Here is a 21,010-nt window from a genome sequence, read left to right as displayed (position 1 = left end):
AGGCGCCGTCCGCCGCGACGGCGTCTTGGGCGTGCGTGTCGTATGCGCCGTACGCGGCCGCCTGTCGGCGACGCAGAAGTCGCCGGACGCGCCCAGCAGGGGGACTATGAGAAACGGGATGCCGTCCGTCGCGCACAGGGGGTCTCTTCGACGGGAGTTGCCAGTGGTGCACACCGATGTGCTGGTAGCGGGCGCGGGCCCGGTCGGGCTGACGGCGGCGGTGGAACTGCGCCGGCGTGGCGTCAGGTGCCGCATCATCGACAAGCTGCCCGCCCGCCTGCCGTTCGCGAAGGCCGTGGGAATCCAGCCCAGGACTCTGGAGATCTGGGACCGGATGGGCATGGTGCGTGCCGCCCTGGACGCCGCCGTGCCGATGCGCGGGCAGCTGATGTACGTCAACGGCACAGAACGCATGCGCATCGACCTCAAGCTGCCGCCGGACGTCCCGTACGGCTTCGCCGCTCTGCCGCAGTACGAGACCGAGCGACTCATCGAGGAGCACCTCGGGCGCTGGGACACCCGGATAGAGCGCGGTACGGAGCTGGTCTCGTTCCAGCAGGACGCGGGCGGAGTGTGGAGCCGGCTCACCACTTCGTCCGGTAGGGAGGAAGAGGTCAGATCCCGCTTCCTCGTCGGCTGCGACGGTGCGCACAGCATCGTCCGCAAGACACTCGGGCTCACCTTCGAAGGCGGCGCGTTCCCCGAGGAATACATGCTGGCCGACGTGGAGGTCGACTGGAGCCTGCCGCCGGGCTACGGAGTGCGTGCCCTGCACCAGAGCGACGGCACGACCGACGACCTGCTGGTCTGCATCCCGCTGCCCGGCCGCTCCCGCTACCGCATGTCCATGCTGGTCCCGCCGGAGCTCTCCGTGAAGCAGTCGGACGGCGACCAGGTCGTCCATGGCCTGGAGAGCGGCCGCAGACCCGGGCTGGAGCACATCCAGGCGGTACTCGACCGGCTCTCGCCGGAGCCGACCACCGCGTCCGCGATGCGCTGGGCGTCCGTCTTCCGCATCAGCCACCGGCTGGTGGACCGCTACTCGGACGGCCGGGTCTTCGTCGCGGGGGACGCCGCGCACATCCATCCGCCGACCGGCGCGCAGGGCATGAACACCGGCATCCAGGATGCGTACAACCTGGCCTGGAAGCTGGCGCTCGCCGTGGCGGGGACCGGGCATCCACAGCTGCTCGGCAGTTACGACGCCGAGCGGCGGCCGGTGGGCGAGGAGGTGGTGGGCCGCACCGTGCGCCATGCGACCGTCGGCGTGGAGGCCGACCCGGACGACCCGGCGACGGTCATGATGCGCGAGGCCCAGCTGCTGGTGGCCTACCCCGGCAGCCCGATCGTCGGAGCGCGCACCGCTGGGCAGGACGGACCCGACGCCGGCGACCGGGCCCCGGACTGCGGTGGTCTCCTCGGCCCTGTCGCCGCCTTCCCCATGCGGTTGTTCGACCTGATCCGCGACCGCGGCCACACCCTGCTGTTCTACGCGGAGGACGACATCCCGGCGGCGCAGTTCGACGAGCTGGCGGCAATGGCCCGGAGTCTGACGCACGGGCAGGTGGACGCCTGTGCTGTTCTCGGCGCCGACGCACAGGCCGACGGTCTGGAGATGCCGGTCTGCCATGACAGCCGGGGAGAGTTCAGGCGCGTCTACCGCGTGCAGGGACCGACCGTGTTCCTGGTCCGGCCGGACGGCTATCTGAGCCTGCGGCTGGCTCCCGCGGCCGCCGCCACCGAGCTGCCCGCGCACCTCGCCGGGGTCTTCCGCACCTGACCGCTGCGGATCACGGACCTCGGCAGTCGCCCTCCACGGCGTATGGGATGCCCGAAGACAGAAATTAGCAGGTAATCATGGGATATCCAGTGCAACCATACCGTTCCCGCAGATGTCTCCACCGATGACAGCACTGTCCCCGTATCAGGAGAAATGGGGGGCATCATGAACCCACGCCCACGCCTCGCTGCCGTTGCCGCAGGCCTCCTTCTCACCGCAGGAGTCAGCGCCACGATTCCTGCCTCCGCCGCGACGCAGTCCCCGGCGTCCTGGCAGTCCGTCCCCAAGACCGCTCTCGTCGTCAACGCACGGTGGGGCGGCCACTGCACCTTCGACCGTCTGGTCATCGATGTCCGGCGCACCATGCCCCCGGTCACCGTGAAGCCGGTCAAGGAGCTGCGTTACGACGGCTCGGGGAAGAAGGTCCCGCTCGCCGGGAAACACTTCCTGGAGATCAAGCTCTCCCCCGCCGCCGCTCACAACGACGCGGGCAAGTCCGTCTACAAGGGCCCCCGGCTGCAGAAGATCTGGCTGCCCGCCCTCAAGGGTGTCGCCCTGACAGGCGACTTCGAGGGGGTCGTCACCTTCGGGGCCGCGTTCCACTCCAAGCCCGTCTACAAGACGTTCACGCTCCACTCGCCGGAGCGGTTCGTCCTCGACGTCAAACACCCGCCCGCGCGCGGCTGCTGACGTCTGCACCCGCTCCGTCCCGCCCCCGCCGGGACGGAGCGGAGATGCCCGGCATCCGGAATTCATCGCGGCATAAGCGGACCAGGCGCCCGCGCCTCACCGCGTCACGCCAGCGTCCCGCGCAGCCACGTCCGTTCCGCCTGGCTGGTGGCGCGGGCGATGAGAAGCATGCCGCGACGGTACGGGTCGCCGGCGTCCTCGGCGCGCACTGGACCGTCGCCGTCGTGGAAGAAGCTCGCCGGCTGTTCCAGGAATTCCAGCCGCCGCCGCAGCACCGCGTGCTGGTCGGCGGTGTCGGGAAGAAGCGAGAGGAACGCCAGGATCGTGAAGTACCGCGTGCTGTCGCTGACGTCCAGGTCGTCGGGCTCCCGCAGGCGGCGCAGCAGCTCGGCGCGGCCGGCTTCGGTCAGCCTCAGGGTGTGCCGCTGGGCGGCCGCGGCGCCCGGCTCGGTCCGCCGGTCCAGCAGTCCGGCCTTCACCAGACGGTTGATCGCCGGATAGAGGCTGCCGTCGCTGACCGGTCGGGTGTGCCCCGACAAGTGCGTGACCTGTCGGCGCAGTTGATATCCGTGCAGCGGCCCGTCGGCCAGGAATCCCAGGATCGCCAGTTCCAGCATGGTGCTACTCTCCCATATCGAAACGAGGTACATCGAATCGAGGTATGACGAGAATGGCGTATACCGAGGAGTGGGTGGCTTCGCGGGCCCGTGAGGCCTACGAGCACGGCCGGGCATCGTTCGACATCCGGCCCGAGCACTGTGCGCTGCTGGTCATCGACATGCAGGACGAATTCGTCCGCCCCGGCTGGAGTCCGTACTGGGTGCCGGCGGCGACCCGGATGGCCCCCAGACTGGGTCGACTTGTCGAGGAATGCCGGACCGCCTCCATCCCGGTGATCTGGACCGTCTTCGACGACACGCATCTGGGACTGGACCGGCCGCACGCGCTGCGCCATCTCCCGCACGCCGACACCGGCTGGCGGCGACCCGCCCCCTCCGAGGTGTGGCACGAGCTGGGCCGCCGCGCCGACGAGGCTCTGATCCGCAAGCCGTCGTACGGGGCGTTCTACGACACCCCGCTCGACACCATGCTCCGCAACCTCGGCCGCGACACGGTCGTGGTCACCGGGACGCTCACCAACTACTGCTGCGGCACGACGGCCCGACAGGCATACGAACGCGGCTACAAAGTCGTGTTCGGCGGGGACCTCACGGCCACGGACGACGTGTCCCGGCAGGAACCGGAACTCGCCGTACTGCGCAAGGGTTTCGCACTCGTGCTGACCGCCGACGAGATCACGGACCAACTGACGGAAAACGCCTCCGGCGCCGGAGGATGACGCAGATACGGCGCCCCGGCCCCTCGGCCGGGGGCGCCGTATCACGGGCTCACACCCTGACGCGCTCCACGACCGCCGGAGTGCGCCGCCTCCCCACGGCGCTGCCCAGCCGGCCGAGCAGGAAGGCCACCGGCATCGACACCAGAGCGACCGTCTGGAGCGGAAACCAGTTGAGATGCCAGTCCGGGAAGAGCGCCAAGGGCGTGCCCGAGAAGACGGGGCCGGAGATCTGCAGTCCGATGGCGCAGAACAGACCTCCGTACAGCGTCCAGAGCAGGCCGGATCGCGTGTAGCCGCGCCAGAAGAGCGAGTAGACCAGCGCCGGAAGCAGACAGGAGGCAGCCACCGCCAGGGCGAGCGCCGACAGGAAGCCCACGTTCCATCCCTGGACCCAGACGGCCAGCGCGATGCTCAACGCGCCGACCCCGGCGGACGCCCAGCGCGCGGCGGCCACCTCTCGCCCCTCGGTCGTACGTCCACGCCGCAGCACGTGTGTGTACAGGTCGTGCGCGACCGCCCCCGCGGCGGCCAGCGTGATGCTCGCTACGACCGCCAGCGTGGTGAGGAACACCGCGGAGGAGACCAGGACGACGAGGAACGCCCCGCCCATGCCGACGGACGACCCGCCGGCCAGTTCGCCGGTGAGGAGCAGCAGGCTGCTGTTGCCTCCCGGATCCGCGGCCAGGATCGCCGGCGCGCCGATCAAGGCGGCCGCCGCGAATCCCATCACGGCGGTGGTCAGGCAGAAGACGCCGACGACGGAGACGGTGTGGCGCACGGTGCGGCGCGCGGCGGCCGCATCGGGAGCGGCGTTGAGCTGCGTGGCCACGTGCGGCATGCACGCCACGCCCAGCACGATGGTGATCATCAGCCCGAGGAAGTCGAGTGTGCCCTGCGGGCCGCTGCTGCCGGCGAAGCGGAGGCCGGGGCGCATGTAGGCGGCGGGGCGGCCGCTGCCTTGTCCGGCGGCGTCGATCAGGGCGTCGGTGCTCCAGTGGAAGCGGTGGAGCAGTACGGCTGTCACCGCCAGAGCCATGCAGAGCAGCACCACGGTTTTGATCACCTGGAGCGCGAGTGTCCCGCGCATCCCGCCGAACGCCGTGGCACAGACGACCAGGGCGCCGATCATGACGATGGCCGTCTGCGCGGCCCCCGGGCCGGACAGCCCCAGCAGCATCGCCGTGGTCGCTCCCGCACCGGAGAGCTGCACGACCAGATAAGGGACACAGGCGCTCAGGGTCACGACGGCGACCGCGATCCGCACCGCGGGTCCCGGCGCGCGCAGGGCGAACGTGTCGCCCAGGGTGTAACTGCCGCGCTCGCGCAGCGGGGCGGCCAGCAGGAGGAGTACGCCCAGCGAGAGCACGGTGCACAGGGCGATGAACAGACCGTCGTAACCCCAGACGGCGACGCTGCCGGTGGTGCCGAGCACCGAGGCCGCGGACAGATAGGCGCCGGACAGCACGAGCGCTCCGCGCAGCGGCGGCAGCCTGCGACCTGCCGTGTAGAACTCGTTGACCCGGTCGTGCTCGGGGCCGCTGAGAGCGCTGATGAACAGGATGGGGACGATCAGCGTCAGAAAGCCGACGAGAACCAGGGAGCGTGTGTCCGTGTCCATGACGCCGGGCACGGCGAGCAGGAGCTCGGGATTCACCGAGCGCATCACTGCTCCGACTCCCGCTCGTACAGGGTGTGGTGGTCGGCACGCCGGTCGTACCAGGCCGCCGTCCACAGCAGGAGGGAGCCCTGTACGAGGAGGGCGAGCACCCCGACGTTGATCTCTCCCCAGACACGGCCGGCCATGAAGTCGGGGGCGGAGCAGGCGAGCAGCAGAAGCAGGCCGAAGGTCAGCCCGTTGACGAGGGCGAAGGCCATGCCTGGACGGTGCTGCCGTGGGCGATGATGAATCCGGGGGGAGCGTTCTTGGGCCATGACGGTCTCCTGGCAGGCAGGGATGAGGGCGGATCACCTCTGGGGATGGCTCACCAGAACACGTACGGCTGCGGCCCGTCCACGCGCTGTGCTCGCCCTGTTGTCCGCTCCCAACGCCGTCATGGAGTCACTGTGCTGATGCCCATTCCGCCCCGCGCCGGCCCCTGCTCACGGGGACGGCAGGGGGTTCCATTCGAACTCGCCTCCGAGCGCGGCGGCCGGTCCGAACAGGCGGTGTGCGTCGAGCGCGAGAGTGAGCTGCACCAGATCGCGGGGGCGGGACAGGGCGAGTCCGGTGATCTGCTCGAAGCGGCGCAGACGGTTGAGCACCGTGTTGCGATGGCAGAACATGCGCCGGGCGCTCTGGACGGCGGAGCCGCCGTTCTCCATCCAGACGGTGAGGGTGTCGAACAGCAGGTCGCGGTCGGCGGGTTCCAGGTCGTACAGCGGCCGGAGAACCCGGTGGGCGAGCTCGGCGGACAGGTCGGGTCGTGAGATCAGCAGCCCGTCGGGCAGACAGGTGTCGAGCCGGACGACGTCGCCATCCGCCAGGCACGTACGCAGGGCGAGTTCGGCCATGTCACGCGCTCGGGCCAGACCGTCCAGCCCCTGGACGACCGGGCTGATCCCGATCCGGAGCCCGGGGCCGGCGGCCAGGCCGGAGACGAACGCGTCGAGGGGCAATCCGCCGAGGTGGGCGACGAGCACATCGCACTGCCGGCAGACGTGGCGCAGGATCCGGACGCCGTGGATCTCCGGAACGGTATCCGGCACGCGGCCGTACGGCGGTGTGGCCCGCACCGCCGCCACCGCGAATCGCCCGCCGAGCGGCAGATCCAGGATGGCCGCCGCATCCCGGGTGAACTCGGGTGCGCTGCGGCTCTCCAGGAGGGCGGCGAGGATCAGACGGACGCGTTCACCGTGGCGGCTGGCGACGCCTTTGGCGACCTGCCGGTAGGCGTCGGCGACCAGGAACGCGTCGCGGTCGTTGCTCTTCCACACCATCTCGGCCACGTGCACCAGCTGGCGCATGTCGCCGAGTCCGTCCCGCTCCACCGCACTGATGATCCCGCTCCACACCTCCGAGCCGGCGACACGGAAGGCGTGCAGCACCTCGTCGAGCGGACGGCCCTGCTCCGCGCGTTGTATGCCGAGCTCTCTCGTGTACCGCTCGACGTCCACGATGCGGCTCGGATCCAGGCTGACCTCCAGCCCGTGGCGGACGCCGGCGCCCACGGTCTGCGGCAGGTCGGGCGGCGCCAGCACCGGGTCGGCGTAGTACGGCACCTCGGTGCGGATCCTGTCCACGACGCTGTCCGTGAATTCCGTGCCATGGCCCAGGAGGAGCCGGCAGGCGCGGCCGAAGAGCTGGAGCGGTGAGGGGTCTGTGGCGCCCTCGGTCAACGGGCGACTGACGGCTGCGTCGTGGCCGCGAGGACTGGTGTGCATGGACCCTCCAGGTGGAGTGGGCGTGCGAGAGCACCACGTGGAGGTGGGCCGCGCCCTTCCAAGAAGCCCCATGCTAAGCAGTCGGTCACCGCGCGGCGAGGTTTCCGCCAAACCGTGATGATTCCGTACAGCAGCCGTGGCGCAGTCGCGCGGCTGTGCCTGGCGGGCACTGCAGCCGTGCTGCCGTGCGCCGAAGCCGACGGTGCACCGCAGGTGCCTGACCTCGTCACGGGCCGATACCTGCTCCCCCTCCAGGTGGAACAGGCAGAACGGCGTCCTGCCGAGGCATCCCATCAGCCAAACGTCCGTCTTGAGCTCGGTCCGCGTCTCCGGTCGCCCCCGGCTCTGCGCAGACCTCGACCGGTGCCGGTTTTCGTAAGCCGGGTGGGCGGCAGGAGCAGGGCCGGGCCCTCCCTGCCCTGGTGGCGGCTCGTCATCGAGCGCTGGATCGCGAGCTGCGGAAGGTGCGGCGGTAGGTGTCCGGGGGCACGCCGATGGTGCGGTTGAAGTGCCGCCGCAGCGTCGTGGCGGTGCCCATGTCGGTAGCCGCTGCGATGGCATCGACGCTGTCGCCAGTGGTCTCCAGCAGCTCCTGGGCGCGCCGGATCCGCTGGGTCAGCAGCCATTGCAGCGGGGTGGTGCCGGTCACCGACCTGAAGTGGCGGCCCAGGTTGCGCGAGCTCATGTTCGCCCTCCGGGCCAGGTCCTCCACGGTCAGCGCATGGTCGAGCCGTTCGATCGCCCAGGGGAACAGCTCGGCGAGCGGGTGGTCGTCCCGGGCGGGCACCGGGGCGGTGACGAACTGGGCCTGGCCGCCGGCCCGGTGCGGGGGCACGACCAGGCGGCGGGCGACCGTGTTGGCGATGGCCGAGCCGTGGTCGAGGCGGACCAGATGCAGGCACAGATCCATCGCGGCGGCCTTGCCGGCGGAGGTGAGCACGCTGCCGTTGTCCACGTAGAGCACGTCCGGGTCGACCTCCACCCGGGGATAGCGGGCGGCCAGTGCCCGGGTGTGCGCCCAGTGCGTGGTCGCGCGTCGGCCGTCCAGCAGGCCGGCGGCGGCCAGCACGAACGCGCCCGTGCACAGGGAGGCCACCCGCGCGCCCGCATCGTGGGCCGCGCGCACCGCGTCGACCAGGTCGGCGGGCGGGTCCTCATCGACATCGGCCCACCCGGGGACGATCACCGTGTCGGCGTGCGGGAGTTGGTCGAACCCGCAGTCGGGCTCAAGCCGGAACCGGCCGACCTGCACGGCGCCCGGCCCGCAGACGGAAACGTCGTACCAGGGGTCGGCCACGTGGGACAGGTCGGCGCCGAAGACCTCGTACGCCACGGACAGTTCGAAGTGCAGCATCCCGTCGGTGACGGTCAGCGCGACAGTACCCATGTCTGGAATTGTACGGGCCATGGCGTTCCGGACACTCGCGAGGATCGACCGCCACCGTCAGGATGTCCACAGTTGATCGTTCGAGCGCTGCGGGAGAAGTCATGGGATCGGGTCAAACGGTGGCGGTGTTCGGCGCCTACGGGCACACCGGGCGCTTTGTGGTGGCGGAGTTGCGGGATCGAGGGTTCGTCCCGGTTCTGTCCGGACGCGATACGGACAAGCTGCGGGCGCTCGCGGCGTCCTGTCCGGGGCTCGACGCCCGGCCGGCATCGGTCGACGATCCGGCCTCACTCGACCGCGCGCTGGCCGGCGCGGCTGCCGTGATCAACTGTGCCGGGCCCTTCGCCGAGACCGCCGCCCCGGTGATCGAGGCAGCACTGCGCGCCGGGATCCCGTATGTGGATGTGGCGGCCGAGATCGAGGCCAATCTCGACACGTTCACGCACTTCGCGGATCGCGCCCGCGCTGCGGGCACCGTGGTGGTCCCCGCGATGGCCTTCTTCGGCGGCCTCGGCGACCTGCTGGTCTCCGCGGCGATGGGCGATTGGACGGCGGCCGACGAGGCGCATGTCGCGTACGGGCTGAGCAGTTGGCACCCCACAGCCGGGACCCGCGTCGCGGGCGCGGTTTCCGGGCAGCGCAGGGACGGCCGGCGCGTCCGCTACAGCCACGGACGGCTGGAGTACCACGAAGACGCCCTGCCCACCCTGAAGTGGCCCTTTCCCGACCCGATGGGGGCCCGGGAAGTGATCGGGGAGTTCACCATGGCCGACGTCGTCACCGTCCCCAGCCACCTGGCCATCCCTGAGGTGCGCACCTACATGACAGTTGAGGCGGCCGGCGACCTGGCGGCTCCGGACACGCCGACGCCGACTGCGGTCGACGAGCGCGGGCGGTCCGCGCAGACCTTCCTCGTCGACGCCGTCGTGCGCTCCGGCGGCGCGGAACGGCGCGCTGTGGCGCGCGGCCAGGACATCTATGCCGTGAGTGCGCCGCTCGCGGTGGAAGCAGTCCACCGTGTCCTCACGGGACAGACCCGGACGGTCGGTGTCGCCTCCGCCGGCGCGATCTTCGACGCGTCCGACTACCTCCGCGCCCTGTCCGCGCACATTTCGCTCGAACTGTGTCAGTAGGAGCGGTTCGTTCGGACGCTGACATCCGCCTGCCTGCGCCGCAAGGCGAGCGCTACGCCGACCCCGGAGATCGCCATGGGCACGAACAACGCGGTCGTCACGACCTCGACCCAGCCAGGGTTCAGCTTCGACGTTTCCCCGCTGCGGTACATGCACGTCGCCTGGGGCGGGAACAGGCTGTACTCCACTGTGCTCGGCGGGTACGTCCCCCACTCCCCTCTGGCCGAACAGGCCGATGACGGGCCGGTGACCAGTGGCCATGCAGCCAATCCGTAGACCAGGAGGAACGCCGAGGCAGTGACGAAGAGGGCCGTTCCTGTCCGGCGCAGCTTCTCGGTACGGGAGATGCGCTGGGCGGAGGCGGCCCCGGCAGGCAGTTCGACGCATTCGGCCAACAGCGCCAGCACCACGCAGAGGGCCATGCCCATCAGACAGATCCACATCACGACGCCAAAAAATCCCGTGCCACCCGCGGAGACCTCACCGTGCTCGTACTCGCAGATGACGGCTGGGGGAAACGTCTGCCGCCGGAAGCCCAGCAGTCGTCCGGGGCCCTCAACCATCCCGCGGGCGCAGTGCTCATCGAACTCCGACGAGGTCAGCCAGGACCAGCCCGACGTGGCAAGGAGCACGACGAACAGCACACCGGCCGCAGCCCACAGGCGTTCGGTGCGGAAGGCGCCTGACGTAGGGGTGTTCGACATCTGTGGATCCTATCGAGCACATCTCCGCCTCGAAGTCCCTGAGTTGTGACCCCGGGGATGCGCGCCGAGCAACACACGTGACTCCACGGGCCGATGTCGACCACGCAGCCGATTCACAGCATTCGGACGTCACGTCGCGAACCGCTGGTCGCGACAGGAAGGATTCGACCGGCCGTAGCCGGCTGACCGTGACAGCGGCCGGGCGCGTGCCCCTGGAGGGAGGCGCTCGCCGGGCCGCACTCCCGGCGCTGCCTCCATCCGCCGTCGGCCCCGAGGTGTGCCGTACCCCACTGTCACCTGTCCACTCGGCCCGGGACGGCGCTCAGGCGCTGAACCCCAGTGCCAGGGCGCCGATCACCGGCGCCGCGTACACCAGAGGGAACGGGATGTGGGAGTACCAGCGGGCGCGGAGGACGGTGACGACGGCCCCGGCGAAGTACAGCACCAGGCCGATCCCCGCCACGACGCCGATGACCGGCAGGAACAGGCCGATCAGCAGACCCGCCGCTCCCGCGGCCTTCGCCGTGCCCAGCCAGGGCAGCCACGAGAGCGGAACGCCGTAGCCGGCCATGGGCTGCACGACCCACTTGGCGCGAAGGAAGACGGAGACGGCCGAGAAGCCGGTCATGGCGGCGGCCAGGACGGTGACGACGACGTAGGCGGTGGACATCAGGAGTGCTCCCATCGGGCTGACGCCGGGGCGCATGTGCTCCGGCGAGGCGTCTTTCAGTTCGTCACTGCTATGACCCGCCGCAACGCGGGAATGTGACAGAGGATCGACATCCGATCGCCTGGTCCCGGCTGTGGGCCACGTTCGCCTCGTTCTGGGTGACTTCTGCCGCCCTCATGCTCCGGCATCCTGGTGGATCAGGTTCTTCGACTCCCTGCGATCCGGCGCGGGCGCCCACGCGTCGAGCGGACCTGCGCGCGCCGATCGCCCTTGTCCCCGGCGCACGCGTGGCGGTGTACGTCAGATCAGGTCCCACGCCACCGCGTCGTACGCCGCCGTCACCCGCTCCATCAGCTTCTCGCCCACCGTGTACTCCACCTCGTCGATCCACTGCACGGGCGCGAAGCCCTGCGAGTTCGTGAGGAACGCCGACTCGTACGAGGGCAGGTCGGCGAGCGTCACCCGGCGACGTTCGGAGGGCAGTCTGGGCTCGAGCAGTGCCATCGTGATCCCGAGCAGGGCGGGAGCGTCGGGCCAGAGCACCGAACTTCCGTCCCAGAAAGCGATGTTGGTGATGGCGCCTTCCGTCACCACCCCGTCGGGGTCGACCAGCAGCGCCTCGTCGAGGCCGGCGCGCATCGCGTTCAGCAGGAAGTGGTTCTGGCCGAAGGCGCCGAGATGCTTGATGTGCGCCATCTCGCGGACGTACGGCACGGACGCCAGCCGCTTCGGCTGCGGCGCCATGGTCTGCGGCGGCCGCACCGTGACCATCAGGGTCGCCCGCTCGTCGCCGTCGGGCCAATAGACGTAGACGCGAACCGAGGCGTCGCTCCGCCCCGCCGAAGCGAGCGCGTGCCGGATGTCCTCGCGTACCCGCTCGCCGTCCAGATCTGCGTCGAACAGCTCTCTGGTCGCCGCTTCCAGCCGGGCCACGTGGAGGGAGAGGCCCCGCACCTGCCGTCCCTGACCTGCATCGCGGTGAAGTGCCCGTAGCTGTTGAGCGCCGGGATGTGCAGTGCTTCCGCGGTGGCGACAGCGCCGTTGATCTCTATGTACGTCATGCGCCCACGGTAGATCGCACGGTTGCCGCTGGGACTGCGGTATACGCGGGAGTAACCACGTATCAGTCCGCATGGCACGCTTCGGCCGTGGAGAAGCTGTGGCTGGTGAATGTGAAGTGGGCACGGCACCAGTCCCTGCGGCCGGAAACAGGCTGCGCGTTGGCGCCCACGTCCCCGGCCACCCGCCTCACGAGGCCGCGCACAGCGAGTCGCCCAGTTGAGAGCGCTCGTAGAACACCTCGCGACCGCTGCGGCCGCGGGTGACCAGGCCGCTCTCCGACAGCACCTTCAGGTGCTGGCTGACCGCGCCGGGCGCCATGGACAGCCGGCGCGCCAGGATGCTCGTGGTGGCCGCTTCGGTGAGGGTGACGAGAATCCGGGCCCGGGTGCGTCCGATGAGAGCGTTGAGCGCGTCGGTGGTGGGGACGACCTCCTGCGACCACACCGTGGCGACGCCGGGTACGGGTACACCAGGTTCGGGCAGGGGTGATCGTCAGCGACTACGCCACCCTCGCCGTCGAGATGCTCGCCGACAACGCGCATCCGATCGCGAACGACGTGTACGCAGATCTCGACATGCCGTTCGCCACCCTTGTCAGTCAGCTCGCGGCGGCCCACAGCCGCTGACAGGAGCACCTGATCCTTGACGAACCGACGTATGCCTCGGGCTCCCGAAGTTGCTGGGGACTCGGGGCGTACGTCGTTCAGGACACGCTCCTGCTTCACACGCCGGCCGCGTACCGCCAGAAGTCCCGCATGAGCTCAGGGAAGCTCGGCCCGCCCATCTCCAGCTGGCTGAGCATGACGGTGACCGCGCCGGTGGACGGTGTGATGTGCGCTGTCGTGCCTGTACCGCCGACCCAGCCGTAGCGTCCGGGCACGCTCCATGGTTCCGCGGCCTCGACGTCGACCGCGCCGCCGAAACCCCAGCCCATCCCTTCCAGGAACAACCCGGCCGCCTCGCGCTCGGGCCGGGTCAGGTGGTTGGCGGTCATCCGCCGTACCGACTCCGGCGACAGAAGTCGTCGGCTGCCGGCCGTCCCTTCAGCGAGCAGCATCCGGCCGAACGCCAGCCAGTCGTCGACGGTCGAGACCAGACCGCCGGCCCCGGACGGGAACGCCGGCGGACTGCTCCACTGCCCGTCGGCGGCGTCGACCAGCTCGAGACCGCCCTCGGGACCGGTCCGGTAGTAGCCCGTGAACCGGTCGAGCTTTCGCGCCGGCACAGCGAACGATGTGTCCACCATCCCCAGCGGCTCGAACAGCCGCTCTGCCAGGAACTCGGGCAGCGGTCGGCCCGCGACCCGGGCGATGAGCACGCCCTGAAGGTCGGAACTGGTGTTGTACAACCAGCCGTCACCCGGCTGGTGCAGCAGCGGAATACGGGAGAGCCTGGCCATCCATTCGTCCGGCGCGGGGACCAACCGAGCCGCTGCCGCAGGGCCGGCGGACGATCTCGGGCCGTCCTGCAGCGGCTACCGGCTCCGCCGGCCAACGCCGGTACGCTCGGCGCCCTGATCAGCGACGTGCATGCGAGCGTCACACGCGGCGCGTGAACGTTGCAGCGCCGGACGACTGCTTGTCTCCCTCCTGGGTGAGCGCGTCGAGAGACGGCGGGCGGTCGGCAGTGGTTCGGCCGTGACCGGCGTATCCGCCGGCAGGGTGCGGTGGTGTCTGCTCATTCGCTGGTCTGTTGGAAGCTGATGAGGAGAAGGCCGATGTCGTCGGCGGGGGCAGGGGCGTGCCGGATCAGGGTGTCGGCCATGGCATCGAGGTCGCCGGCGTCCGCGTGCTCGAGGAGTCCGGCGAGCGCGGCGATGGCGTCGTCGGGGTCGACTCCGGGTGCTTCGATGAGTCCGTCGGTATAGAGGACGAGCACGCAGCCGGGCGGCAGGGGGAACTCCAGGGCCGGATAGTCGGCTTCAGGGGCGATGCCGAGCAGAAGGCCTGGAGGAACGCGCAGGACTTCGGTGCGGCCGTCGACGTGGCGCAGCAAAGGGCGCGGGTGGCCGGCGCTGGCCAGGCAGGCGGCGTGGCGGGCGAGATCGAGGTGCACGTAGAGGCAGCTGGTGAACAGGCCCGGGTCGAGATCGATGAGCAGACGGTTGGTCCGGCTGAGGACGTCGCCGGGGGGTGCTCCGACGGCGGCGTGGGCGTGGACGGCGGTGCGGACCTGTCCCATCAGGGCGGCGGCGTCGATGTTGTGGCCCTGGACGTCACCTATGGCCGCGGCGACGGTGGTGTCGTCCAGGCGGATGAGGTCGTAGAAGTCGCCGCCGACTTCCACGCCGTGTCCGGCCGGCAGGTAGCGGGCAGCCACGTTGAGGCCGGGGATGTCGGGGAGGGTGTGGGGCAGCAGGGCGGCCTGGAGGCGGCGGGCAACGTTGTACTGGGTGTCGTAGAGGCGGGCGCGGTCCAGGGCCTGGCCGATCAGTCCGGCCAGTGAGGTGAGGACCGCGCGTTCGGTGGACGGGAAGAGCTGGGGCCGGTCGTAGGCGAGGACGAGCGAGCCGATCGTGCGGCCGGAGGCGATCAGCGGCAGGAAGGCCCAGGAGGCCATGCCGTCCTCGTGCGCCACCGATGGGTAGGCGGCTTTGAGGTCGTCGAAGCCGGCGACGAAGTTCGGGACGCCGGTGGCCAGGACGCGGGCAGGGGGGATGTCCGACGTCAGGGGGATGGCGTCGAAGCGGTCCATGAGTGCGTCGCTGTAGCCGCGGTAGCCGAGGATCTTCAGGCGGCCCTCCTCCGGGGCCATCAGCGCCATGGCCTGCGCGCCCAGTGCGGGCATGAGCTGATCGGCGGTCTGGTCGACGACGTCCTTGACGCCGACGGCCTCGGTGAGAGTGGTGGCCAGGTGCATCAGGTGGTACAGCACGGTGGCGCGGCTCGGCCCCGCGGCCGGCGCGGACTCGGCTTCGGGAGGGCTTTCGGCGGGGGTGCTGGGAACGATGCGGACGCTGATGCCGGACGAGTCCGGGTACAGCTCGAACGACAGCCATGTATCCGGCGGGCGCAGGGCGGTGAACGAGGTGGGCTGCTGGCCGACCAACGCCGCCCGGTAGCGGTCCTCGACTTCGGGGACGTCCATCCACGGCAACGCCTCCCAGGGCCTGGCGCCCAGCAGATCGGCCGCATCTGCTCCGACGAGATCCGCGGCCTCGGGGGTGATGACGGTGATCCGGCCGCTCAGGTCCAGAGCGCAGGATCCTCCCGGCAGGCGCTCGATGAAGGCAGCCGCCGCCTCGGCCGGTCCCAGTACACGGGCGGGCGCCGGCGGCAGGATCCGCGGCCGGTCCGGCGGCAGCGGGTCGCCGTGGTCGGCAGCTTCCTGCAGGACACGGCCCAGCCGGTGGCAGCCTGCGTCTACGGCGTCACGCTCGCCGGGGCTCAGCTGCGGCGCATGCGCCCCGGTCCACAGCAGCACCAGCCCGCCCAGGACGGTGCTGCCGCAGATGACCGGGGCGGCAGCCAGCACAAAGTCGTAAGGCAGCACGAGCGACAGCCGCGGGTAGCGGCGCGCCGTCTCCTCCATGCCGCCGACCCAGACCAGGCGCCGCTCCAGGACAGCGTCCGCCACCGGAATGGGATCGGCCAGTCCCACTCGCGTCCATGGAGCGGCGATCTCCCGCGGAGCCCCCGTCATCACGACCAGCCACAGAGCGTCCCCGCCCGGCGGCAGTACATACAGCATGCCCTTGGACGCGCCGGTCTCCCGCACCAGGTCCACCAACGCGATGTCCATCATCTGCCCGCCGGTGCCCGCAGCCGCACGGGAGCCGGCCTGGTTCTGGCTCATTCAGCCTCCCCCGGCCGCAGTCGGCTCAGAACCCCGCATCCGTCCGAAACGAGCGTCGGCCGCCTCGCCACTGACACCCGGACCCGAGCCGATCTGCGCCCGGCTCGCCCCAGCCTGCCGATCGGCCGGCACCGTCGATCGCAGCAGCTGCTCCGACTGCGGACCTTGGCAGGCACGGCACAACGACACCCCTCAGCCGCCCCCGGCAGGGAAGCCGGCTCACCCACCGGCTGCGCCAGAGCCTGCACCTCACCCCGGAGATCCGCACCCACCGAAGCCATCTCCTGACGCGCACCGGCCGCCGCCTGCCACCGAGGCCGGGCCCGCCAGGCCTCCCGCCGATGCGCAGCGCGGCAATACCGGCGACCACGTCCCGTCGACTCCGGCAGGGCTGCGCCGCACCAGCCACACCGAACATCACCCATACGCCGAAGCTCACACACATACGGACAATACGCCCGCCTCTTCGCGACGACACCCGGGCACAGTGCTCGAGGGAGAGCGCCAATCCCTCGGCGGCAGGCCGGCGGGCCAGCCACCCGAATGGTCACGGCATGCCAGTACGTCGTCAATCCGGCCACGGGGTGTCAGGGCTCGCCACAACCTCGGTGGCGTCGCGTGCGGGGCACGTGTCGCCGCACCGCAGGTGGGCCGGAGTCAGGAGGGAATGGGGGCGGCCGCCGGTCATCGCCACCAGGGCACGGTCTCCCCTCGCCGCGAGACGAGCTGCTCACCGAACCCGCCGCCGAAGGATCCCGCTCGCCCCACACCGAGATGGTCACGAAGTGAGGCGAGGCACGGAGCCGACTCGCACCGGCCACCCGGGGGCCGCCATCGCCGCGCGGGCATCCGGCGCGGGAGCGCCGCGCTGGAGCCCGGCGGGGGCTGTGTTCACCTCTCACGCCGACGACCACCCGCTGAACGCCCGCCTCGTCCACAGCTCCTGGGAATCCCCCACATCATCGCGGGACGCTCACCATCACCACGTCGTGGCTGGGCACTTCCGCCTCGCGGAACGTGTTGTCGACGGTCGTGGGACCGAACCGTCCGAATCCTTTCGGCGATGTCCCGGGGCCCTGGACTGTCCAGCCGGCCGGTGAAAATCGTGCAGCGCCTGGTTGAGGCCGCAGCGGGCCCGGGCAGTGGTCCGGCCCCGGCCGATGCTTCTGGATCGGCCCGTACGATGCCCGTCCCGGAGCGCCAGGCTGATGAAGGCTGCGTCCCGCTCGGGCCGGAGGCTGCGGCGTCTCCCTCCGCCCGGTCCACGGCGTCGGCCGCGCGGCGCAGCCACTCCTCCGGAACAGCCGGAGCCGGCCCGGCGCGACGCCATCAGTCGGCCCGTACGAAGCTGAGCAGCACACCGGTGCCGAGCCACGGCTCGACTCCACAGCACTCCCAGCCTGCGCCCTCAATGGCGTGGATCACTTCGTCGACTCCGCGGTCCACCCGCCTGACGGCCCGTTTTCCGTACACCGGCCGATTGAGGTAGAGCTGCACCGTATGCGTCATCTCCCCCGCTTCCCGCGCCCTACGGGCCTCTCGGGCCAGGCTCCACAGGTGGCGCCGCTTCATGCTCGTCATGTGGTACCTCCGTGTCGTCTCGGCGGGCCGGACCCTTGCCGGGCCCTCCCACTCGGCGTGATCGGCGACCGCGCACACCGCCGCGTTCCGGCTCGGCAGGTCGGTGGCGACCAGGACCTGACACCCGTCGTGCCGCCGCGCCCAGGCGCTCCAGGCGCCCGCGCCGCCTTCCACCCGGCCGACGACCGAGCCGCCGGCACCGCAGATCCGGCAGCTGCCGTCGTCCAGGCCGTACAGAACGAGGCCGCAGCGGCCCAGGAGCAGTGCAACCTCAGGGGTCATGGCACCTCCGTGGGTCGGGCGCGCCCGGCGCCGGGTTGCAGGCGGTCGTCGTGGTGCCGTCCCCCGTACGGCACCACGACGACCGCGTTCCTGCTGTGACTTGCCAACCGTGGTGCACGCCGCTGCAATAGCGATGAAATTCTGATGATCCGTGATGACAGGAAGTCAAATGGCAATGGGGGCGTCGGAGGAACTGCACGTCGCGTTACTCGGCCCCGTGCAGGCGTGGCGGGGCGACCGGGAGGCGGCTATCGGCCCGACAGGCGGTGCTGGCGGCGCTGTTGCTGCGCGGCGGCCGGCTGGTCAGCCACGAGCAGCTGATCGACGGAGTGTGGGGCGACCAGCCGCCGCCGACAGGCCGGCGCGTCCTGCCCAGCTACGTATACGCACTGCGGCGGGCCCTGGACGTTCCGGGTGCGGGGCGGGACAGATCGGTGATCCGCGGCGGGTCGGGCGGCTACCGTTTCACCGCACCGGTCCGGCTCGACACAGCACGCCTCACCGAACTCGCCATGGGGACGGGCGGGCTGCTGGATGCCGGTGATACCTCGGGGGCACTGGCCGCCGCTGAGCAGGGCCTGCGCCTGTTCCGCGGGGAACCGCTGGCAGGGCTGCCCGGCCCGTATGCGCTCGGGGAACGGCAGCGGCTGCTGATCAAGCGCCGGTCCTTGCAACAGCAGCGGCTGGAGTGTCTGCTGCAGCTCGGCCGCGGCAGCGAGGTCCTCGCGGACCTGGCCTCCCCGGAAGCCGCCCATCCGCTGGACGAGCCGGTACTGGCGCTGAGGATCCGGGCACTGTACGGCACAGGTCGGCAGGGTGAGGCGCTCGCCGCGTACGAGGGGCTGCGGCGGCGGCTGCGGGAGGAGTTGGGGGCCGCACCGTCCGCGGCCCTGCGGGACCTGCACGCGGCGGTGCTCCGTCACGACGACACGGCCGTCCTCGGCGGCTCGGCCACCGCAGGCGGCTCTGCCTTCCCGGACGCTGCGCCCGCCTCGAAGGCCTCCACGGCGGCTGCCTCGCGGCGTCCCCGGGCATCGCCGGTGTCGGCGCAGGCCCGGCCGCTTCGCACAGTGAACGAACTCCCCGGAAACGCAGGTAAGTTGATCGGCCGCCTCGCGGAGGTCGCCGCACTGACCGCACCCGCCCTCCACGATGCCGTCACCGTCGCGACGGTGGACGGGCCTGCCGGGGTCGGGAAGACATCGCTGCTGGTGCACGCGGCGTGGACGCTTCGCCCTCAGCACCCGGACGGCGTCCTCTTCCTCGATCTGCTCACGCACCACTCACCGGCGGGCGACCGGCCCTTGACGAAGCGGCTGCTCCAGCGGCTGCTGCGCACGCTCGGCACGGCCGACGCGGACGTTCCCCAGGACCGCGACGACCTGATCGCCGCGTGGCGCGACGCCACCAGCGGGCTGCGGCTGCTGCTCGTTCTCGACGACGTGGGAAGCGCCGCGCAGGTGCGGCCACTGCTGCCTGCAGGTCCGGGCAGCCACGTGCTGGTGGCGGGACGGCGCAGGCTGACCGGACTGGACGCGGACCGGTGCGTCACCCTGGAGCCACTGCCGACCACCGACTCGATCGGTCTGCTGCGCCGCCTGATCGGCGAGGCGCGCACCGACGCCGCCCCCGAGGCGGTCGCCGACCTGGCGCGGCTGTGCGGGGGCCTGCCGCTGGCCCTGCGGATCGCCGGCGCGCGGTTGCAGCACCGGCCGTCGTGGTCGCCGGCCCACCTGGCGGCTCGGATGGCGCGGGAGGAGCGGCGACTGGGCGAACTGAGCGCCGGGGACCGCAGCGTGGAGGCCGCCTTCCACATGTCCTACGAGCAGTTGCGTCCGGCCCGGCAGCGGGCGTTCCGGCTGTTGGGCCATGCGCCGACCCCGGAGTTCGACGCGTGGACACCGGCGGTGATGCTCGGGCTGGGCGTCGATGAGGCGGAGATCATACTGGAGGAGCTGTACGACGCGAGCCTGGTGCTGCAGCCGGGCCCGGGGCGGTATCGCCTCCACGACCTCGTGCGCGTCCACGCCCGGAAACTGGCCGACGCCCTGCCCGAGGAGACGGCGCAGGCCCGCCGGCAGGTACTGGAGCTGTACGTCCAGGCGGGCCGGCTCACCGGTGACGACGGGCGGGCGTCGGACGGGGATCCGCAGCGGTTCGACTCCGCGCGGGACGCGGCGCGGTGGCTGGACAAGGCGGGGGCGGACCTGGCGGACGTACCGAGGTACGCGGCGGCGCACGGCGAGGACGTCCTGGCGACGCAGCTGGCTGTGGCGCTACGGGACTACTTCCTCCACCACGATCGCTACGACGAGGGCCGCACGGCGCTGACGACGGCGCTGCGCGCCGCGGAGCGGAGCGGGGACCCGGCGCTGCGGGTCCTGACCGCGGTGTCGCTCGGGCTGCTGGACTACCAACAAGGCCGGCACGCGCCGGGTGGCGACTGGTTCCGGCAGGCTCTGAAGTGCGCCCGCGAGAACGGCGACGAGTCGATGGCGGCGCTGCCTCTGACCGGTCTGGCCATCCAGGACTACTTGCAGGGGCGGTACGACACGGTGACGGCCACCATGGATGAGGTGCTGCCGGTCCTGAAGCGGGCGGACGACGAGTGGGGGGTGTCGCTGGCATTGGCGCTGCGGTCGATGAGCCGGTTCATGCAGGGTGAGGTGCTTACATCGTTCGCCGACGCGCGGGCGGCGCTCGCCGCGGCGGAGCGCAACGGCCGCCCGATACCGGTCAGCCAGCGCCTGGTCTCCCTTGCGGACGGCCATGCGGCGCTCGGCGACCGGGCGGAGGCGCGGGCGGTGCTGCTGCGCAGTGAGGCACTGCTGCGGGAGGCCGGCGACGCGCTGCTGCTGGCGTTGACGTTGACACGGCTGGGATCGGTCGCGGAGGACCTTGCGGAGGCGCAACTCCGCCATCGCCAGGCGTTGGCGCTGCACGCAGGCATCTCACGGCGTTCGGAGCCGCACCGTACGCGGCTCGAGATGGAGATCCGGCGCCGCCTGGGTCAGTCGTACGCGGCGGCAGGAGCGCGGGCGCGGGCACGACGCGAGTTCCGTACGGCACTGGCCGTGGAGCGAGCGGCGGAACACCCGGAGCTGCAGGAGAAGTTGCGGGCAGCGCTGGCGGAGGTGGACAGGGAGTGAGTCGGCGTCACCGGCCGGCGCCGGGCGTATCACCAACGGGAACTCAGAGGGTGCACA

Annotated in this window: 16 protein-coding genes and 2 pseudogenes; 6 read left to right on the top strand and 12 right to left on the bottom strand. The window is 71.1% G+C overall.

Going from position 1 to position 21,010, the window contains the following annotated elements; genetic code table 11:
• The first annotated feature begins 163 nt into the window (after positions 1 to 163).
• Both OG883_RS16040 and OG883_RS16035 read left to right on the top strand, forming a co-directional pair.
• On the top strand, positions 164 to 1,780 hold the full coding sequence (locus OG883_RS16040) for an FAD-dependent monooxygenase (RefSeq protein WP_266540597.1): 1,617 nt from the start codon (positions 164 to 166) through the stop codon (positions 1,778 to 1,780).
• 165 nt (positions 1,781 to 1,945) lie between these two features.
• Positions 1,946 to 2,470: a hypothetical protein gene (locus OG883_RS16035; protein WP_266540595.1), complete on the top strand. Its 525-nt coding sequence runs from the start codon at positions 1,946 to 1,948 to the stop codon at positions 2,468 to 2,470.
• Positions 2,471 to 2,574: 104 nt separating this feature from the next.
• Here OG883_RS16035 and OG883_RS16030 read toward each other — a convergent pair whose 3' ends face one another.
• Positions 2,575 to 3,087, bottom strand: coding sequence for a PadR family transcriptional regulator (locus OG883_RS16030; RefSeq protein ID WP_266540593.1), 513 nt, complete (start codon positions 3,085 to 3,087; stop codon positions 2,575 to 2,577).
• Between the two features lie 53 nt (positions 3,088 to 3,140).
• Here OG883_RS16030 and OG883_RS16025 point away from each other — a divergent pair, with 53 nt between their 5' ends.
• On the top strand, positions 3,141 to 3,809 hold the full coding sequence (locus OG883_RS16025) for a cysteine hydrolase family protein (protein ID WP_266540591.1): 669 nt from the start codon (positions 3,141 to 3,143) through the stop codon (positions 3,807 to 3,809).
• A 49-nt stretch (positions 3,810 to 3,858) separates the two neighbouring features.
• Here OG883_RS16025 and OG883_RS16020 read toward each other — a convergent pair whose 3' ends face one another.
• From OG883_RS16020 to OG883_RS16005, 4 genes are all read right to left on the bottom strand, one after another.
• On the bottom strand, positions 3,859 to 5,472 hold the full coding sequence (locus OG883_RS16020) for a cation acetate symporter (RefSeq protein WP_266540589.1): 1,614 nt from the start codon (positions 5,470 to 5,472) through the stop codon (positions 3,859 to 3,861).
• Positions 5,472 to 5,684, bottom strand: coding sequence for a DUF485 domain-containing protein (locus OG883_RS16015; RefSeq protein ID WP_266540587.1), 213 nt, complete (start codon positions 5,682 to 5,684; stop codon positions 5,472 to 5,474). The genes OG883_RS16020 and OG883_RS16015 overlap by 1 nt, the downstream gene beginning before the upstream one ends.
• A 225-nt stretch (positions 5,685 to 5,909) precedes the next feature.
• Positions 5,910 to 7,190: a CdaR family transcriptional regulator gene (locus OG883_RS16010; RefSeq protein WP_266540585.1), complete on the bottom strand. Its 1,281-nt coding sequence runs from the start codon at positions 7,188 to 7,190 to the stop codon at positions 5,910 to 5,912.
• 433 nt (positions 7,191 to 7,623) lie between these two features.
• Entirely contained in the window at positions 7,624 to 8,577 is a 954-nt protein-coding gene (locus OG883_RS16005; RefSeq protein WP_266540584.1) for a helix-turn-helix domain-containing protein, read from the bottom strand.
• Positions 8,578 to 8,678: 101 nt separating this feature from the next.
• Here OG883_RS16005 and OG883_RS16000 point away from each other — a divergent pair, with 101 nt between their 5' ends.
• Positions 8,679 to 9,710 (top strand): trans-acting enoyl reductase family protein, encoded by a 1,032-nt coding sequence (locus tag OG883_RS16000; protein ID WP_266540582.1) that lies wholly within the window; start codon positions 8,679 to 8,681, stop codon positions 9,708 to 9,710.
• Here OG883_RS16000 and OG883_RS15995 read toward each other — a convergent pair.
• The 4 genes and pseudogenes from OG883_RS15995 to OG883_RS15980 form a co-directional block, all read right to left on the bottom strand.
• Positions 9,704 to 10,414, bottom strand: a complete 711-nt coding sequence (locus OG883_RS15995) for a hypothetical protein (protein ID WP_266540580.1) — start codon at positions 10,412 to 10,414, stop codon at positions 9,704 to 9,706. The two genes, OG883_RS16000 and OG883_RS15995, sit on opposite strands and share 7 nt — an antisense overlap.
• 322 nt (positions 10,415 to 10,736) lie before the next feature.
• The gene (locus OG883_RS15990) at positions 10,737 to 11,084 is read right to left on the bottom strand and encodes a DoxX family protein (protein ID WP_266540578.1); all 348 of its coding nucleotides are present in this window, start codon (positions 11,082 to 11,084) and stop codon (positions 10,737 to 10,739) included.
• Between the two features lie 300 nt (positions 11,085 to 11,384).
• Positions 11,385 to 12,145, bottom strand: a pseudogene (locus OG883_RS15985) (aminotransferase class IV family protein).
• Positions 12,146 to 12,332: 187 nt separating this feature from the next.
• Positions 12,333 to 12,590, bottom strand: a complete 258-nt coding sequence (locus OG883_RS15980; RefSeq protein WP_266540576.1) for a helix-turn-helix transcriptional regulator — start codon at positions 12,588 to 12,590, stop codon at positions 12,333 to 12,335.
• 41 nt (positions 12,591 to 12,631) lie between these two features.
• Here OG883_RS15980 and OG883_RS15975 point away from each other — a divergent pair, with 41 nt between their 5' ends.
• Complete coding sequence (locus OG883_RS15975; protein WP_266540574.1) at positions 12,632 to 12,772, top strand: hypothetical protein; 141 nt, start codon at positions 12,632 to 12,634, stop codon at positions 12,770 to 12,772.
• 95 nt (positions 12,773 to 12,867) lie between these two features.
• Here OG883_RS15975 and OG883_RS15970 read toward each other — a convergent pair.
• The 3 genes and pseudogenes from OG883_RS15970 to OG883_RS15960 form a co-directional block, all read right to left on the bottom strand.
• A pseudogene (locus OG883_RS15970) lies at positions 12,868 to 13,560 on the bottom strand (serine hydrolase domain-containing protein); the annotation flags it as partial.
• Between the two features lie 263 nt (positions 13,561 to 13,823).
• Positions 13,824 to 15,887, bottom strand: coding sequence for a SpoIIE family protein phosphatase (locus OG883_RS15965; protein ID WP_266541602.1), 2,064 nt, complete (start codon positions 15,885 to 15,887; stop codon positions 13,824 to 13,826).
• A gap of 1,383 nt (positions 15,888 to 17,270) precedes the next feature.
• Positions 17,271 to 17,804, bottom strand: a complete 534-nt coding sequence (locus OG883_RS15960) for a hypothetical protein (RefSeq protein ID WP_266540572.1) — start codon at positions 17,802 to 17,804, stop codon at positions 17,271 to 17,273.
• Positions 17,805 to 18,070: 266 nt separating this feature from the next.
• Here OG883_RS15960 and OG883_RS15955 point away from each other — a divergent pair, with 266 nt between their 5' ends.
• Complete coding sequence (locus OG883_RS15955) at positions 18,071 to 20,953, top strand: BTAD domain-containing putative transcriptional regulator (RefSeq protein WP_266540570.1); 2,883 nt, start codon at positions 18,071 to 18,073, stop codon at positions 20,951 to 20,953.
• The last annotated feature ends 57 nt before the right edge of the window (positions 20,954 to 21,010 follow it).

This window comes from Streptomyces sp. NBC_01142 (assembly GCF_026341125.1).
GTDB lineage: Bacteria > Actinomycetota > Actinomycetes > Streptomycetales > Streptomycetaceae > Streptomyces.
Note: the sequence above shows the minus strand (reverse complement) of the source record. Positions and strands in the feature narration are given on the sequence as shown.